This is a genomic window from Rhodococcoides sp. S146-33, assembly GCF_059489205.1.
In genome coordinates, this window is sequence record NZ_JCAJWY010000002.1 from 1,271,123 (window position 1) to 1,286,698 (window position 15,576).

Here is a 15,576-nt window from a genome sequence, read left to right on the forward strand (position 1 = left end):
GCTGAAGGCATCGAATCGAGTTTGAGGTGGACATGGATCTGTTTCTGGATATTCTGCTGGTCATCACCAGTCTGGCGTTGATCTTGCTGATCCTGCTGCATCGCGGCAAGGGTGGCGGATTGTCCAGTCTGTTCGGTGGCGGAGTGCAGTCCAGCCTGTCCGGTTCCACCGTCGTCGAGAAGAACCTGGATCGTCTGACGCTGTTCACCGGCCTGATCTGGCTCATCGCCATCCTCGGAATCGGCCTGGAGATCAAGTACACCTGATCCACTTCGGCTCCGAGTGCGAGTTGGTGACGAAGCGACGATACTGGGGGGATGAGCGAATCCTCTTACGAGTCAGTCGGTTCCCCAGCCTTCGTCCCGCCGACAGCTCAGGGCCGCGAGTTGACCGAGCCTCTCCGTGAGGACATCCGCTACCTCGGTGGCATCCTGGGTGAGATCGTTCGTGAACACGAGGGCGAGGACGTCTTCGACCTGATCGAGTCGGCACGCGTCGAATCCTTCGCGGTACGCAGATCCGAGATCGAGCGTGACGACTCGGTCGGACGCTACACCGATGTGGAAGTGGCACAGGCCGTTCCGCTCATCCGAGCATTCAGTCATTTCTCGCTGCTTGCCAATCTTGCGGAAGATCTGCACCGCGAACGTCGTCGCGCGATCCACCTCGATCGCGAGGATCCGCCACAGGACAGCAGCCTCGACGCCACGTGGCTGAAGATCGATGCGGCGGCTCCGACGCGCGAGCAGGTCGCCGCGGCGTTGACCGACGCGTTGGTGGCTCCGGTGATCACTGCCCACCCCACCGAAACACGTCGGCGGACGATCTTCGACGTGCAGTCGAAGATCACCGAACTGATGCGCCGGCGCGATGTGGCCACCGCAGCTCTCGAAAGCAAGGCTGCGAGCGCGACCAAGGAATTGGCCGTCATCGACGTGCAGATTCGCAGGCAAGTGCTGACCCTGTGGGAGACGGCTCTGATTCGGTTGTCGCGCTTGCGAATTCAGGATGAGATCGAAGTAGGGCTTCGCTACTTCGAGTCCTCGCTGTTCGACGTCATGCCGGCTCTCAACGCCGATGTGCGCGCAGCACTGCGGGCGCGGTGGCCCGAGGACGACCTGCTGCCCCGCCCCATCCTTCGCCCTGGATCATGGATCGGCGGCGATCGAGACGGCAACCCGAACGTCACCGGGGATGTGGTGCACACCGCGACCCACCAGGCGGGCTACGTCGCCTTCGAGCACTATCTCGACGAACTGGTCGCGCTGGAGAAGGAATTGTCGATGTCTGCGCGTCTGGTGGACGTCACCGAGGAGCTGACAGCTCTGGCCGGTGCCTCGGCGGAACCGGACGACCGTCGGGCAGACGAGCCGTACCGGGTGGCAATTGTCGGCGTCCGGGCTCGACTGACTGCCACTGCTCGTGCTGTGCTCGACGAGGTTCCAGTGTCCGGCATCGATCTCGGGGCGGAGAAATACGACGGTCCGCAGGACATTCTCGACGACCTCGACATCATCGATCGCGCGCTGCGAGCCGACGGGGACGGATTGATCGCCGACGATCGTTTGCTCCGGCTCAGGCAGTCGGTCGAGACGTTCGGATTCCATCTGCAGGCGCTCGATATGCGGCAGAACTCCGAAACGCACGAAGAAGTGGTCGCCGAGCTGCTGGCCTGGGCCGGGGTGCATCCTGACTACTCGTCTCTCGACGAGGACGAGCGGGTCTCGGTGCTGTCGCAGGAACTCGCGACTCGCCGCCCGCTTATCGGCCCCAACGCGCAGCTCAGTGAACTCGCAACCAAGGAACTGGGCATCGTCAGAGCCGCCAAGGAAGCCATCGACCATCTGGGGCCCGACACGATCCAGAACTACATCATCAGCATGTGTCAGTCGGTCAGTGACATGCTCGAGGCTGCCTTGCTGCTCAAAGAAGCCGGCATCTTCGACCCAGGCACGGACGGCGCGTCGCCCACGTCCACGGTGGGTGTGGTCCCGCTGTTCGAGACCATCGAGGATCTTCAGCAGGGTGCCGCGACGTTGCTCGCCACGCTCGACGTCCCCATCTACCGCGCCCTGGTGGCCGGGCGCGGAATGAACCAGGAGGTCATGCTCGGGTATTCGGACTCGAACAAAGACGGTGGGTATCTCGCAGCCAACTGGGCCTTGTATCGCGCCGAGTTGGATCTACTCGAAGCCTCGCGCAAGACGGGAATCCGATTGCGGCTTTTCCACGGCCGCGGCGGCACGGTCGGCCGCGGTGGTGGTCCCAGCTACGACGCTATTCTGGCGCAGCCGCCCGGTGTGGTGCAGGGATCCTTACGACTCACCGAGCAGGGCGAGATCATCGCGGCGAAGTACGCAGAGCCGTCCATGGCGCGTCGCAACCTCGAGTCCCTGGTTGCGGGAACCCTCGAATCCACTCTGCTGAACGTGGAAGGTCTCGGGGACGGCGCAGAAGCTGCATACGACATCCTGGACGACCTCGCCGCGAAGGCCCGCGCGGCATACGGCCGTCTGGTGCACGAGGAGCCCGGATTCGTGGAGTACTTCCGCACCTCCACGCCGGTTGCCGAGGTCGGTGAGCTGAACATCGGATCCCGGCCTGCGTCACGCAAGCCCACGAACTCGGTGTACGACCTCCGCGCGATCCCATGGGTGATGTCGTGGAGTCAGTGCCGAGTGATGTTGCCCGGCTGGTACGGCACCGGTTCTGCGCTCGAGGAGTGGGTCGGCGGCGACGATACGAAGCTCGCCGTGCTGACCGACCTGTATCGAAAGTGGCCGTTTTTCCAAACCGTTCTGTCGAACCTCGCCCAGGTGATGGCCAAGTCGGATCTGGGCATAGCCGCGCGGTACGCCGAGTTGGTGCCCGACGCCGACCTGCGCGCGAGGATCTTCGGCATGATCGAGGTCGAACACGCCAGAACGGTGCGGATGTATCTGAAGATCACCGGCCACAGTCGTCTGCTGGAAGACAATCCGTCGCTCGAGCGCTCTGTGCACAATCGATTCCCGTACCTGGAACCACTGAATCAGATGCAGGTCGAGATGCTGCGCCGCTATCGCAACGGTGACGACGACGAACGGGTCAAGCGTGGCATCCTGCTGACGATGAACGGCCTCGCGACGGCGCTGCGTAACAGCGGCTAGCCCCGGGAGGAACCGGTCGGCGGTCGGTCGCGTCCAACGAGGTATGAGGCAGTGCAGCAACGACACCGATGCCTGGCGCGACGGATCCGCCTACCGCGCGAACGGTAGGCGGATCGGTCACTCGACGACAGGTCGTACCTGGGGCGTCAGTGAGTACGAGGGCAATCGGCCGAGATGTGACCCCGACGCTGCCGAACCCAGCTGAACGGGTAGATCAGACCGTGTCCAGCTTGGACGCTGCGCCGGCGTCGAGGAACCACACTGTCGACTCGGTACCCAGTGCACCGGCCGACGGGACCTCATCCGGATCTGCCCCGCCTACCGCGGCTGCGACAGCATCGGCCTTGTTCGCTCCCGATACGAGCAGCCATACGTGCTGTGCGCGGCGAACTGCAGGCAGCGTCAGTGTGATTCGTACGGGCGGAGGCTTGGGGGAGTCCTCGACCGCGACAACGTAGCGATGCTGTTCACGCACGGCATCGGTATGCGGGAACAACGAATTGATATGACCCTCGCCTCCCATACCGAGCAGGTGGATGTCGAATGCAGGTGTCGGCTCTCCCTCGGAACGCGAATGGAGGATCTGCGCGTACGTCGCTGCCGCTACCTCGGGATCGCTTCCGTGTGGTCCGTCGGACGCAGCCATCCGGAACACTCGATCCGGGTGAACGTCGACGTGGTCGAGCAGAGCCTCGGCGGCCTGCACCTCGTTGCGTTCAGGATCACCCGACGGCAGGAATCGCTCATCGCCGAAGAAGATGTCGACCTTGCCCCAGTCGATCGATCCGGAATCGTGGCGCAGCGCCTCCAACAACGCAATTCCCGTGCCACCGCCGGTGAGCACCACCGAAGCCGAGCCCCGGTCGGCCTGCGCGGCCGTGACGACCTCGACGAATCGAGATCGTGCAGCATCGACCAAGGCCTGCGCGTCCAGGTACTGAAGGATCGACGTTTTACTCATAGCTCACTTTCGACAATCCGTGCAGGGCAAGTTCGTAGATCTCGTCCGTGTCGAGTCTGCGCAGTTCCTCGGCCAGGCACTCTCGAGTGTTGCGCCGGGCCAGTGCAACTTCGGCGTCGGGCTGACCGGTGCGCCGCAACGTTGCGGTCTTACCGGTTTGCGGGCGCGTCAGCGAAATGATGCTGGTCTCTCTCATCAGTTCCACCTTCAGCTCACCCGCTCGGCGATACACCGGAACGTCGAGTTTCGCGGCAAGCCAACCGGCCAAGATGTCGAGTGCAGGCTCCTCCGCCAGTCCCGAGACCGTTGCCGAGACGACGGCCTCGAACGGAGCCTGGTCCAGGGCCGTGGCCAACAGGCCGCGCCAGTACGTGATGCGACTCCATGAGAGATCGGTGTCGCCCTCGGTGTAGCTGCTCAGCCGTCCCTTGATCGCAGCCGTCGTGTCGGGCGAATTCGTGGCATCGGTGATACGTCGAATCGCCAAGCGTCCCAACGGGTCCTTAGCGGGAACAGCCGGTGCTTCGTCCGGCCACCATGCCACGATCGGAGTGTCGGGCAGCAGGAACGGGATCACCACACTGTGCTCGTGATCGGCCAGTTCACCATTGAGCCGCAGTACTACGACCTCCGATGCACCCGCGTCACCTCCGACGCGGATCTGTGCGTCGAGGCTGGACTCGGCCGATCGGTCGCCGTGGATGAGCACGATGACGCGGCACGGGTGCTCGCGGCTCGCCTCGTTCGCTGCGTCGATCGCCCGCTCGGCCTTGGCCGGGTCGCGGCTGGCGACTATCAAGGTCAGCACGCGTCCGATGGTGACTGCGCCGCCTGCCTCGCGAACCTCCACCAACTTCTTGCCGACCTCGGCCGTCGTGGTGGCGGGAATGTCGACAATCACGGCCTTCTCCATTCGCGTCCGGTGCGCTGCATCATCTCGTCACCCGAGGAGGGACCCCAGGTACCGGCTTCGTACGGTTCCGCGGTGCCACCCGACGCCCAGAAGTCCAGAATCGGGTCGAGAATCTTCCAGGACAGTTCGACCTCGGCGTTGACCGGGAACAGCGAGGGCTCACCGAGCAACACATCGAGAATGAGACGCTCGTATGCCTCGGGCGAGGATTCGGTGAACGCCTGGCCGTAACTGAAGTCCATGGAAACGTCCCGCACCTGCATGCTGGATCCGGGAACCTTCGAGCCGAAGCGCATCGTCACGCCCTCGTCGGGCTGGACTCGGATGACCAACGCATTCTGACCGAGTTCTTCGGTCATCGTGGCGTCGAACGGCAGGTGCGGCGCGCGTTTGAACACCATGGCGATCTCGGTGACTCGGCGACCGAGCGCCTTGCCGGTGCGAAGGTAGAACGGCACTCCGCCCCACCGTCTCGTATCCACCTCGAGAGTGATGGCGGCGTAGGTCTCGGTGTTGGACTCGGAGTCGAATCCCTCTTCCTCCTTGAGCCCCTTCACTTTCTGGCTGCCCTGCCAGCCTGCGGAGTACTGACCGCGAGCCGACGTGCGATCGAGGGGCTCGGCGAGCTTGGTAGCCGAGAGCACCTTGATCTTCTCCGACTGCAACTCCTTGGGGTTGAAGCTGACCGGCTCTTCCATCGCCGTGATGGCGAGCAGTTGCAGAAGGTGATTCTGAATGACGTCACGGGCGGCACCGATGCCGTCGTAATACCCTGCGCGACCGCCCAATCCGATGTCCTCGGCCATCGTGATCTGAACGTGGTCGACGTAGTGCGCATTCCAGATCGGATCGAACAACTGGTTCGCAAAGCGCAGCGCCAGAATGTTCTGCACCGTCTCCTTGCCCAGGTAGTGATCGATGCGGAACACGGTGTCCTCGGGGAACACGCGGTTCACGACCGCGTTGAGCTCTTTTGCGCTCTCCAGGTCGTGGCCGAACGGCTTCTCGATCACCACACGACGCCAGTTGCCGTCCTTGCTCTGAGCCAGGCCGGACCGCGACAGCTGCTCGAGAACGACGGGGAATGCGCTCGGTGGGATGGACAGATAGAAGGCGTGATTGCCGCCGGTGCCACGAGTTTCGTCCAGTTCGGTCAGTGTTCGCGACAGCTCGTCGAACGCTGCGTCGTCGTCGAACGTGCCCTGAACGAACCGGAATCCCTCGGCGAGGGTGTTCCACACCTCCTCGCTGAACGGAGTGCGCGCGTGATCGCGAACGGAATCGTGCACGATCTTCGCGAAGTCCTGGTTCTGCCATTCCCGCCGGGCAAATCCGACCAAGGCGAAACCGGGGGGGAGTAACCCCCGGTTCGCCAGGTCGTACACCGCAGGCATGAGCTTCTTGCGCGCGAGATCACCGGTCACTCCGAAGATGACCATGCTGCACGGGCCCGCAATGCGGGGGAGCCGCTTGTCTCGTGCGTCGCGGAGTGGGTTGAGCCAGTCCGCTGAATGGAGAGGTTCGGTTTCTGCGGTGGGCACAGTCGGTCAGCTCTTCTGACCTGCTTGGCGAAGTTGCTCGCCGGTGGCCTCGAGCAATTCGTTCCAGGCCGACTCGAACTTCTGCACGCCCTCGTTTTCCAACGTCAAGAAGACATCGGTGATGTCGATCCCGAGTGCCGAGATGCGATCGAAAATCTCCTGCGATTCCGGTCCCTTGCCCGAGACGGTATCGCCGACGATCTCACCGTGATCGGCCACCGCGTCCATGGTCTTCTCCGGCATCGTGTTCACCGTGTTCGGCGACACGAGCTCGGTGACGTACATGGTGTCCGGGTACGCGTCGGACTTCACGCCGGTCGAGGCCCACAGCGGACGCTGCGGACGCGCGCCGCTGCCGACGAGCTCGCGGAAGCGAGGAGCGACCTCGAAGACCTGCTGGTACGCCACGTAGGCGAGACGAGCGTTGGCCAGCGCGGCTTTGCCCTTGAGCCCTTCTGCATCCGGCGTGCCGATCGCGTCGAGCCTGGAATCGATCTCGCTGTCCACGCGGGAGACGAAGAACGACGCCACCGAGTGGATCTTGTCGAGATCGTGACCGGCTGCTCGCGCTTTCTCCAGACCTTCGAGGTAGGCGTTCATCACCAGTTCGTAGCGTTCGACGGAGAAGATCAGCGTCACGTTGACGCTGATACCCTCGCCGACGACCTTGGCGATGGCGGGAATGCCTTCTTCGGTCGCCGGAATCTTGATCAGCAGATTCGGTCGATCGACGATCTTCCACAGCTCGACGGCCTGCTCGTACGTCTTGTCCGCGTCGTGTGCCATGCGGGGATCGACCTCGATGGACACGCGGCCGTCAACGCCTGAACTGGCCTCGTACTGGGGCATCAGGATGTCGCACGCTTCGCGGACGTCGTCCGTCGTGACGGTGCGAATCGTGGTCTCGACGTCGGCACCTTCGCCGGCCAGCTTGGTGACCTGCTCGTCGTAGGCGTCGCCCTTGCTCAAGGCGGCCTGGAAAATCGACGGGTTGGTCGTCACCCCCACGACGCTCTTGGTGTCGATGAGGTCCTTCAGGTTGCCCGAACGGATGCGGTCACGAGACAGGTCGTCCAGCCACACCGAGATGCCGGCTGCGGAGAGCTCTGCGAGATTCTTGTTCTGGGTCATGGACTATCCCTTCACTTTGGTGATGGAGCGCTGAGCGGCTGCGGAGACGGCCTCGGCGGTGAAGCCGAACTCACGGAAAAGTGTTGCAGCATCCGCAGATTCGCCGTAGTGCTCGAGCGAGATGATTTCGCCGAAGCCGCCGACGATCTTCCACCACGGCATGGCGATGCCGGCTTCGATCGACACGCGCGCCTTGACGGTCGGCGGGATGACCTGGTCGCGGTAGTTCTGATCCTGGCTCTCGAACCACTCGACGCAGGGCATCGACACCACTCGGGCGGCAATGCCCTGGGCCTCGAGCTGCTTCTGCGCTTCGACGGCGTACTGCAGTTCCGAGCCGGTACCGATCAGCACGACGTCCGGCGTTGCCTTGGAAGACTCGACGAGGATGTATCCACCCTTCGAGACACCCTCGAAGCTGGTGCCGTCGAGGATCGGGATGCCCTGACGCGTCAGTGCGAGCCCGACGGGGCCGCTGCTGCTGGACTTGGCGAGCACCGCCTGCCATGCGAATGCGGTTTCGTTGGCGTCACCCGGACGCACGACCGAAAGGTTGGGGATTGCCCGCAGCGCCGCGAGGTGTTCGACCGGCTGATGCGTCGGACCGTCCTCGCCGAGTCCGATGGAGTCGTGGGTCCACACGTAGATGGGATCGATGTCCATCAGCGACGCGAGCCGGACGGCCGGCCGCATGTAGTCGCTGAACTGCATGAACGTGCCGCCGTACGCACGGGTCGGACCGTGCATGACGATGCCCGACAGGATGGCGCCCATCGCGTGCTCACGAATACCGAAGTGCAGCGTGCGACCGTACGGCTCGGCGTCCCAGTCGTCGGTGGAGATCGACGTGGGGCCGAAGGACTTGGCACCCTTCATTGTCGTGTTGTTGCTGCCGGCGAGGTCGGCGGAGCCGCCCCACAGCTCGGGCAGAACCGGGCCGACCGCGTTGAGGACCTCACCCGACGCCGCACGCGTGGCGACGGCCTTGCTGCCGGGCTCCCAGGTGGGGAGAACGTCGGTCCAGTTCTCGGGCAGCGTGCCCTGGGTGAGGCGATCGAGCAGCTTCTTGCGCTCGGGCTCGCGTGCGGCCCAGGCGTCGAACTGGGTGGTCCACTCGGCGTGGGCCGTGCGGCCACGTTCCTGCAGTTTGCGGGTGTGACCGATCACCTCGTCGGTGACCTCGAAGGTCTTGGCGGGATCGAAATCGAGAGCCTGCTTGACCTTGACGATCTCTTCGTCGCCGAGCGCCGCACCGTGGACGGCACCGGTGTTCATCATGGTAGGGGCCGGGAAGCCGATGATGGTGCGCAGCACGATGATCGACGGCTTGTCGGTGACGGCCTTGGCCGCCTCGATGGCCTCTTCGATCGCGGTGACGTTCTCGCCGCCCTCGACGACCTGCACGTGCCAGCCGTAGGCCTCGTAACGGGCAGCGGTGTTCTCGGACAGAGCGATGTCGGTCGAGTGCTCGATCGAGATCTTGTTGTCGTCGTAGAACAGGATCAGATTGCCGAGTTGCTGAGTGCCGGCGAGGGACGAAGCCTCGGACGTGACCCCTTCCTCGATGTCACCGTCGGAGGCGATCACGTAGATGAAGTGATCGAACGGGCTCTCCCCGAGTGCGGGTTCGGGATCGAACAGACCGCGTTCGCGGCGAGCAGCCATCGCCATGCCGACGGCGGAGGCAAGTCCCTGACCGAGCGGGCCGGTGGTGATCTCGACGCCGTCGGTGTGACGGAACTCCGGGTGTCCGGGAGTCTTCGACTTGTAGGTACGCAGCGCCTCGATGTCGGCGAGCTCGAGTCCGAAGCCGCCCATGTACAGCTGTAGGTAGAGGGTCAGGCTCGAATGTCCGCACGAGAGCACGAACCGGTCGCGCCCGATCCAGTGGGAATCGGTGGGATCGTGACGCATGGTGCGCTGAAAGAGGGTGTAGGCGAGGGGAGCCAGGCTCATCGCGGTTCCGGGGTGGCCGTTGCCGACCTTCTGCACTGCGTCCGCTGCCAGAACACGAACGGTGTCGACCGCTCGGGTGTCCAGGTCCGTCCAGTCGCTCGGGTGGTGCGCCGTGGTGAGGACGTCAATATCGTCTGTGATCGACACGAGCAGAAATCTCCTGACATTCGTTCGAGTTGTGGCTCTGTGGAGTTCGTCGCTCGGCCGCGACTGTCGTGCGCCTGCGTTGAGCGCGCACACGGTCGGTGCCGAAGGACGTCCTCCACCAGCCTAGTTCTGTCCGACCCTACTGTCGTGCCTTCCCCCGGCCGATTGCACGCGGGTTACTCGCAGACGACGTATTTCCCCACTTTGGGTGCCCTGCGAATTGGAGGTGCAAACCCTGCCGTCTACCATCGTGTGTAGTAGGCGCACGTACGTCGGTTCCAGTGGAAGATTTCAGGATCGCGGCGATCGAACGTGCGCGCTGGCGTCCATGGTCGTCTGCAAAGTGAACCCGCGTGCCGGTGGCGCGTGAGCAAGTGGCCGAGCGCCAGAGAATGACAGTCGTGCGAGGAGACGCAGTGCGAATTGGGCAGCAGCCGGGCGGACACGGATTCGCAGGCGGCCCCGGATTCGGAGCCGACGATCAGGGTGAGCCCGCAGAGGTCGCACCGGTGACGTCCGCCCCGCGTCGAGCGCTCGCTCTCCTCCTTGCATACGTGGCACTGACGAAGCCACGCGTCATCGAGCTCCTCCTCGTGACCACCATCCCCGCGATGCTGCTGGCCGACCGCGGTCACGTCGATCCGTGGCTGATTCTGACCACGCTTTTCGGTGGCATGCTGGCCGCGGCCAGTGCAAACACCTTGAACATGGTGGTCGACGCCGACATCGACAAGGTGATGAAGCGCACCGAGAAGCGCCCGCTCGCCCGTGGTGCCATGCCGGTGTCGCATGCTCTGGTCTTCGGGCTCGTCCTGGGCGTGTTCTCGTTCTTCTGGTTGTGGGCCACGACGAATCTGCTCAGTGGCGTGCTCGCGGTCGTCACGATCTGCTTCTACATCTTCGTTTACACCCTGATCCTCAAGCGGCGCACATCGCAGAACGTGGTGTGGGGTGGCGCGGCCGGTTGCATGCCGGTGATGATCGGTTGGTCCGCAGTGACCGGCACAATCGGCTGGCAGGCACTGGTGATGTTCCTGGTCATCTTTCTGTGGACACCGCCGCACACCTGGGCGCTGATGTTGCGCTACAAGGAGGATTACCAAGCCGCGAACGTGCCGATGCTGCCCGCAGTTGCCTCCGAAACCAAAGTCACCAAGCACATCGTGCTCTACGCATGGGCGACCGTCGCGGCCACTCTCGCGCTGGCACCGGGTTCGGGCGTCATCTACGCCGTAGTCGCCGTGGCCTCGGGAGCATGGTTCCTCGTGGTGGCGCACCGCCTGTACGCGGGAGTTCGAGCCGGAACCCCGGTAAAACCGCTGAAGCTGTTCATTCTTTCCAACGAATACCTGGCCCTGGTGTTCTGCGGCCTTGCTGTGGACTCCGTACTCGGCTGGCAGACGCTCGCTCAGATCTTCTCCTGAGCGAGCGCCCGCCGCGAGCCTGATCAGGGAATCAGGACGATGGACCCGGTCGTCTTGCGCGACTCGAGATCGATGTGGGCCTGCGCCGCATCGTCGAGTGCGTAGTGCGCACCCACCTGGATCGTGAGCGCTCCACTCGCCATCGCTTCGAATACGTCACCGGCCCGCCACTCCAGTTCGGCTCGGTCCCGGATGTGATGCGCGAGCGTGGGCCGGGTCAGGAACAGCGAACCCGCTCCGTTGAGACGCTGCGGATCCAGAGGCGGTACCGGACCGCTGGCGGCACCGAACAGGGCCAGAGTGCCCCTGATCCGGAGCGACGCCATGCTGGCTTCGAATGTGTCCTTCCCGACGCCGTCGTACACCGCGTGCACGCCTTCGTCGTCGGTGATGTCGCGAACGCGTGCGGCGATGTCCTCGTCGTACCTGAGCACGTGTGCTGCACCGGTCCGTTTCGAGAGTTCGGCCTTCGCGTCCGTGGACACCGTCGTGATCACGTTCACACCTTTGGCCACTGCGAGTTGTGTCAAGAGCAATCCCACGCCGCCTGCTCCGGCGTGGACGAGCACGGTGTCACCCCGCTGGGCGGGGTAAGTGGATTCGATCAGATAGTGCGCCGTCATACCCTGTAGGAGCGCCGACGCGGCCTGATCCGACGCAACGCCGTCCGGAACGGCGATGGCCGAGGAGGCGTCGACCAGCACGTACTCGGCGTAGCTACCCGGTGCCGCAGCCCACGCGACGCGGTCTCCCGTAGCGAAACCGGTGACGTCCGAGCCGACCTGATCGATCAGCCCCGACCCTTCGTCGCCGGGAACGTACGGCAGCGCGCGTGGGTACAGGCCACGGCGGAAATAGGTATCGATGTAATTGATACCGATGGCGTCGGTACGAACCAGGAGCTGAGTAGGCCCAGGTGTCGGTATCGGCACATCGACGACCTTCAGAACCTCGGGACCGCCGGTGTTGTCTACTCGAATGGCACGCATGAACTCTGTTCTACACGGGGTGCCGGTGGCACGGCACGCGGATGCGGTCGTCACGGGTGACCCAGTCAAGTTACTGATCAGTAACGACTCGATGGGTCGATGCAGGTAGCGTGTACCACCTCGGTATCGTGTCTGCATGGCTACCGAAATCGACAGCGCAGGCATCGAGAAGAACACGTCCGACGATGTTCCCAAGGGAACGCTGGCGGCAGTGAAAGGTTTTCTTGCAGATCACGGAAACGCTGCACAGGTCGTTATCCAGCCCATCGGTCGAGCCGGCACGCGGCTCACCATGGTCGGTGCCGACGGGGTGCTCGGTGATCAGGTGGTTGCTACTCAGGCCATTGCCAAAGCGGTTGTCGACGAGTTCGACGAACTGACCGAGGCCGAATGGGACCGCGAGCTGGTCAGTTCGGTCAACCCGGCACCGGGCCACTACGAGAAGATGGCCGGTTGGGTCGCACGTCAGAAGAAGTTCCCCAAGGCCCGCAACCAGGCAATCGTCTGAGCGAAAGACCTTCGCCAAATTTGTTCGATCTGGCGGGAACCGTTTCGGAACCCGATGCGTCGAAGTCAGTGGAGGGGCAGTCGGCCATCTGAGGGGGAGGTCGGCTGCCCCTTCACCTCGTTCGAAGTGACGCGCGCGGTCTCGACCGGGCCGCGGGTGCGGCAGGCGGCCCAGAGCGCAGCAGTTGCAGCAGTGCACGCGCCTGCTCCGGCAACGTGGAAGGCAACGAGAACTGCAGGAACACCGGTGAAGTACTGAACCAGTCCGATCAGAGACTGCGCGAGTACCAGCACGATCAGAACGTGCAACCGACGCTTGACCGAATTCGGCGCATGCACCGCGTACAGCGCGAAGCCCAGCCCGACCAACAAGGCCAGGTAGCCGACCAGAAACTGGGAATGCGCGTGGACGAGGGTCACGATCTCGATTCCGAGACGCGGCACGGGTTCCTGGATGCTCTTGTCGCCTGCGTGCGGACCGGCCCCGGTCACCATCGTGCCCGCGATCAGCACACCGGTCAGAGCAACTCCGGACAGTCCGACGAGAGCGCGCAGCGCAGCGGGGACGGTGGGGGTCGATTCGGATGCCGCATCGCGTTCGCCCACCTTGGCGTACAGCAGCGTGGCCAACCAGACCATGGCCATCGAGACGATGAGGTGAACTGCGACCGTCCACCACAGCAGTCCGGTCAACACGGTGAATCCACCGATCACTGCCTGCACAACGGTGCCGAGTGGCATCAGCCACGCGAAGAAGAGCACCTCGCGGCGACGACGTGCGCGGGTGACCGCAATGACTACGGCGGCGGCCGCGAGCACCACCACGAAGGTGAGGAGTCGATTGCCGAACTCGACGGCCTGGTGCAGCACCGGGACCTCGGACACTCCGACCGGAGTGAAGCTGCCGGGAAAACACTGCGGCCAGGTGGGGCACCCCAGCCCGGACCCGGTCACTCGCACGACTGCGCCGGTGACGGCGATGCCGCCTTGGGTGACGATCGCGACGAACGCCAGAATTCGCTGCACCCGAAGCGACGGCAGAGGGAAGAGATCGACGACGCGCAAGAACGCTCTGTACAGCACACCACGATGGTAAACGCCGAACAACTACACAGCGTCGTTGGGTAGTCGGCCTGCGTCAGGTGAACTTGAATGTGCGGACCGCAAGTGTGCTGCACACTGCGGCCCACACCAGCAGCACGACCACGCCGAACACGTCGAAGGACGACGCGACGCCTCGGCTCAGGGCTTCACCCAGTGCCCCGGACGGAACGATGCGTGCCACGTTCTGCACGCCCTGGGGAATCTGATCGTCGACGAAGACCGCGCTGCCGATACCGAGCATCACGAACCAGGCGATGTTCGCCAGCGCCAATACGATCTCCGCCCGCAACGTGCCGCCGAGCAGCAATCCCATGGAGGCGAAGGTGACGGTACCGAGAGCGATGATCACGGCTCCGAGCAACAGGCCCGTGGCGGTCGGACGCCAACCGAGAGCGACGCCGATGGAGCCGAGCAGAATCGACTGCAAGATCACGACGATCACTACGGCCGCGGATTTGCCGCCGATGATTCCCCAGCGCGGAAGCGGTGTTGCACCGAGTCGCTTGAGCGCGCCGTAGCGACGGTCGAAACCGACCGCAATGGCTTGACCGGTGAACGCCGTCGACATGATGGCCACCATCATCACCGCAGGCACCACTCGCCCAACTCGGTCGTCGCCCAGCGCACCGAACGGCAGCAGAGTGAGACCGACGAGCAACGTGATCGGGATGAACATCGTCAGCAGCAACTGTTCGCCGTTGCGTAGCAGCAACTTCAGTTCGAGGCGGGTCTGCGCCAACAGCATTCGCGACGCCGAGGCCGGTTGCGGACGAGGCGCGAACAGACCTGTCTCGAATCGGTTGTCGGCGAGCCGGGCTTCTCTGCGCACCGTCACTTCCTCAATTCTCTACCGGTCAGTTCGAGGAATACGTCCTCGAGACGGCGCTGATCGACCTGCAACTCGGTGGCCAGTACGTCCTGCTGCGCACACCAGGACGTGACGATCACCAATATCTGCGGCTCGATGACACCCGACACCACGTACGACCCGGGCGTCGGTTCCGACGGTACGTACCCCGGGGGGAGCGCCGCGTCGAGCATCGAGAGTTCGAGTCCAGGGGGAGCGGTGAAGCGCAGTTGGCCCTCGGCACCCTGTTTGGTCAGTTCCGAAGGCGAACCCGACGCCACCACCCGGCCGTTGTCGATGATCGTCAACCGATCCGCCAGCTGCTCGGCCTCGTCCATGAGATGCGTCGTGAGCAGCACGCCCACACCGTCTCGCCGCAGTGCATCGATCAGCTCCCAGACCAGCAGTCGGGCTTGTGCGTCGAGACCGGCAGTCGGTTCGTCGAGAAACACCAGTTCTGGACGTCCGACGATGGCGCATGCCAGCGCGAGGCGCTGCTGCTGTCCGCCGGAGAGGCGTCGATACGGGGTGCGCACAGCCGAGGTCAGACCGAGGCAGTCGAGCAGCCAAGCCGGATCGTGCGGATCGGCCGAGTACGACGCAACGAGCTCGAGCATCTCACCGGCTTTGGAACCGGGGTACGCGCCGCCGCCCTGGAGCATGACGCCGATGCGCGGCCGCAGCTGCGCCGACTCTGCGATGGGGTCGAGTCCGAGGACGCGGACCGACCCGCTGTCGGGGACGACGAAGCCTTCGCACATCTCGACGGTGGTGGTCTTGCCTGCACCGTTCGGGCCGAGGAGCGCCAGGACCTCGCCGGGGCCGATATCGAGGCTGAGGCCGTCCACCGCGGTGACGCCGTCGTACGACTTGCGCACGTCGTTCAGCTGTACGACACGTTGCGCCG

13 protein-coding genes are annotated in these 15,576 nt (G+C 64.1%); 4 read left to right on the forward strand and 9 right to left on the reverse strand.

Annotated elements, in window-relative coordinates; all coding sequences use genetic code 11:
- Window positions 1–32 precede the first annotated feature (32 nt).
- Both secG and ppc read left to right on the forward strand, forming a co-directional pair.
- Window positions 33–266, forward strand: a complete 234-nt coding sequence (gene secG / locus AC5WEY_RS14510) for a preprotein translocase subunit SecG (RefSeq protein ID WP_057478684.1) — start codon at window positions 33–35, stop codon at window positions 264–266.
- Between the two features lie 51 nt (window positions 267–317).
- Window positions 318–3,149 (forward strand): phosphoenolpyruvate carboxylase, encoded by a 2,832-nt coding sequence (gene ppc, locus AC5WEY_RS14515; RefSeq protein WP_495646353.1) that lies wholly within the window; start codon window positions 318–320, stop codon window positions 3,147–3,149.
- 214 nt (window positions 3,150–3,363) lie between these two features.
- On the opposite strand, the gene pgl is transcribed toward ppc, so the two are convergent.
- The 5 genes from pgl to tkt are packed head-to-tail and all read right to left on the reverse strand — an operon-like array spanning window position 3,364 to window position 9,798.
- Window positions 3,364–4,110 carry a 6-phosphogluconolactonase gene (gene pgl / locus AC5WEY_RS14520; RefSeq protein ID WP_495646354.1) on the reverse strand — a complete coding sequence of 249 codons (747 nt, stop codon included), beginning with the start codon at window positions 4,108–4,110 and terminating at the stop codon, window positions 3,364–3,366.
- Window positions 4,103–5,011: a glucose-6-phosphate dehydrogenase assembly protein OpcA gene (gene opcA, locus AC5WEY_RS14525; protein WP_495646355.1), complete on the reverse strand. Its 909-nt coding sequence runs from the start codon at window positions 5,009–5,011 to the stop codon at window positions 4,103–4,105. Before opcA ends, pgl begins: the two co-directional genes overlap by 8 nt.
- The gene (gene zwf, locus AC5WEY_RS14530) at window positions 5,008–6,564 is read right to left on the reverse strand and encodes a glucose-6-phosphate dehydrogenase (protein ID WP_057478688.1); all 1,557 of its coding nucleotides are present in this window, start codon (window positions 6,562–6,564) and stop codon (window positions 5,008–5,010) included. Before zwf ends, opcA begins: the two co-directional genes overlap by 4 nt.
- A gap of 6 nt (window positions 6,565–6,570) precedes the next feature.
- Window positions 6,571–7,695 carry a transaldolase gene (gene tal, locus AC5WEY_RS14535; RefSeq protein WP_495646356.1) on the reverse strand — a complete coding sequence of 375 codons (1,125 nt, stop codon included), beginning with the start codon at window positions 7,693–7,695 and terminating at the stop codon, window positions 6,571–6,573.
- Between the two features lie 3 nt (window positions 7,696–7,698).
- Window positions 7,699–9,798 (reverse strand): transketolase, encoded by a 2,100-nt coding sequence (tkt, locus tag AC5WEY_RS14540; RefSeq protein ID WP_495646357.1) that lies wholly within the window; start codon window positions 9,796–9,798, stop codon window positions 7,699–7,701.
- 416 nt (window positions 9,799–10,214) lie between these two features.
- Between tkt and AC5WEY_RS14545 the strand changes: the two genes are divergently transcribed.
- Window positions 10,215–11,222 carry a heme o synthase gene (locus AC5WEY_RS14545; protein ID WP_057478799.1) on the forward strand — a complete coding sequence of 336 codons (1,008 nt, stop codon included), beginning with the start codon at window positions 10,215–10,217 and terminating at the stop codon, window positions 11,220–11,222.
- Between the two features lie 23 nt (window positions 11,223–11,245).
- Here AC5WEY_RS14545 and AC5WEY_RS14550 read toward each other — a convergent pair whose 3' ends face one another.
- On the reverse strand, window positions 11,246–12,211 hold the full coding sequence (locus tag AC5WEY_RS14550) for a quinone oxidoreductase family protein (protein ID WP_495646358.1): 966 nt from the start codon (window positions 12,209–12,211) through the stop codon (window positions 11,246–11,248).
- A 136-nt stretch (window positions 12,212–12,347) separates the two neighbouring features.
- Between AC5WEY_RS14550 and AC5WEY_RS14555 the strand changes: the two genes are divergently transcribed.
- On the forward strand, window positions 12,348–12,719 hold the full coding sequence (locus tag AC5WEY_RS14555; RefSeq protein ID WP_057478801.1) for a hypothetical protein: 372 nt from the start codon (window positions 12,348–12,350) through the stop codon (window positions 12,717–12,719).
- A gap of 65 nt (window positions 12,720–12,784) precedes the next feature.
- Here AC5WEY_RS14555 and AC5WEY_RS14560 read toward each other — a convergent pair whose 3' ends face one another.
- From AC5WEY_RS14560 to AC5WEY_RS14570, 3 genes are read right to left on the reverse strand one after another with little or no spacing between them, the layout of a single operon-like run.
- A complete protein-coding gene (locus tag AC5WEY_RS14560) occupies window positions 12,785–13,801 on the reverse strand; it encodes a COX15/CtaA family protein (RefSeq protein WP_495646359.1) in 1,017 nt (338 codons plus the stop codon).
- Between the two features lie 55 nt (window positions 13,802–13,856).
- Window positions 13,857–14,651: an ABC transporter permease gene (locus tag AC5WEY_RS14565; protein WP_495646360.1), complete on the reverse strand. Its 795-nt coding sequence runs from the start codon at window positions 14,649–14,651 to the stop codon at window positions 13,857–13,859.
- A 2-nt stretch (window positions 14,652–14,653) separates the two neighbouring features.
- Window positions 14,654–15,556 carry an ABC transporter ATP-binding protein gene (locus AC5WEY_RS14570; protein ID WP_442971000.1) on the reverse strand — a complete coding sequence of 301 codons (903 nt, stop codon included), beginning with the start codon at window positions 15,554–15,556 and terminating at the stop codon, window positions 14,654–14,656.
- Window positions 15,557–15,576 lie beyond the last annotated feature (20 nt).

Bases quoted from the DNA above. Each gene is read 5' to 3' on its own strand.
- ppc (WP_495646353.1), top strand. From the start codon at position 318: ATGAGCGAATCCTCTTACGAGTCAGTCGGTTCCCCAGCCTTCGTCCCG.
- AC5WEY_RS14550 (WP_495646358.1), bottom strand. From the start codon at position 12,211: ATGCGTGCCATTCGAGTAGACAACACCGGCGGTCCCGAGGTTCTGAAG.
- pgl (WP_495646354.1), bottom strand. From the start codon at position 4,110: ATGAGTAAAACGTCGATCCTTCAGTACCTGGACGCGCAGGCCTTGGTC.
- secG (WP_057478684.1), top strand. From the start codon at position 33: ATGGATCTGTTTCTGGATATTCTGCTGGTCATCACCAGTCTGGCGTTG.
- AC5WEY_RS14555 (WP_057478801.1), top strand. From the start codon at position 12,348: ATGGCTACCGAAATCGACAGCGCAGGCATCGAGAAGAACACGTCCGAC.
- tal (WP_495646356.1), bottom strand. From the start codon at position 7,695: ATGACCCAGAACAAGAATCTCGCAGAGCTCTCCGCAGCCGGCATCTCG.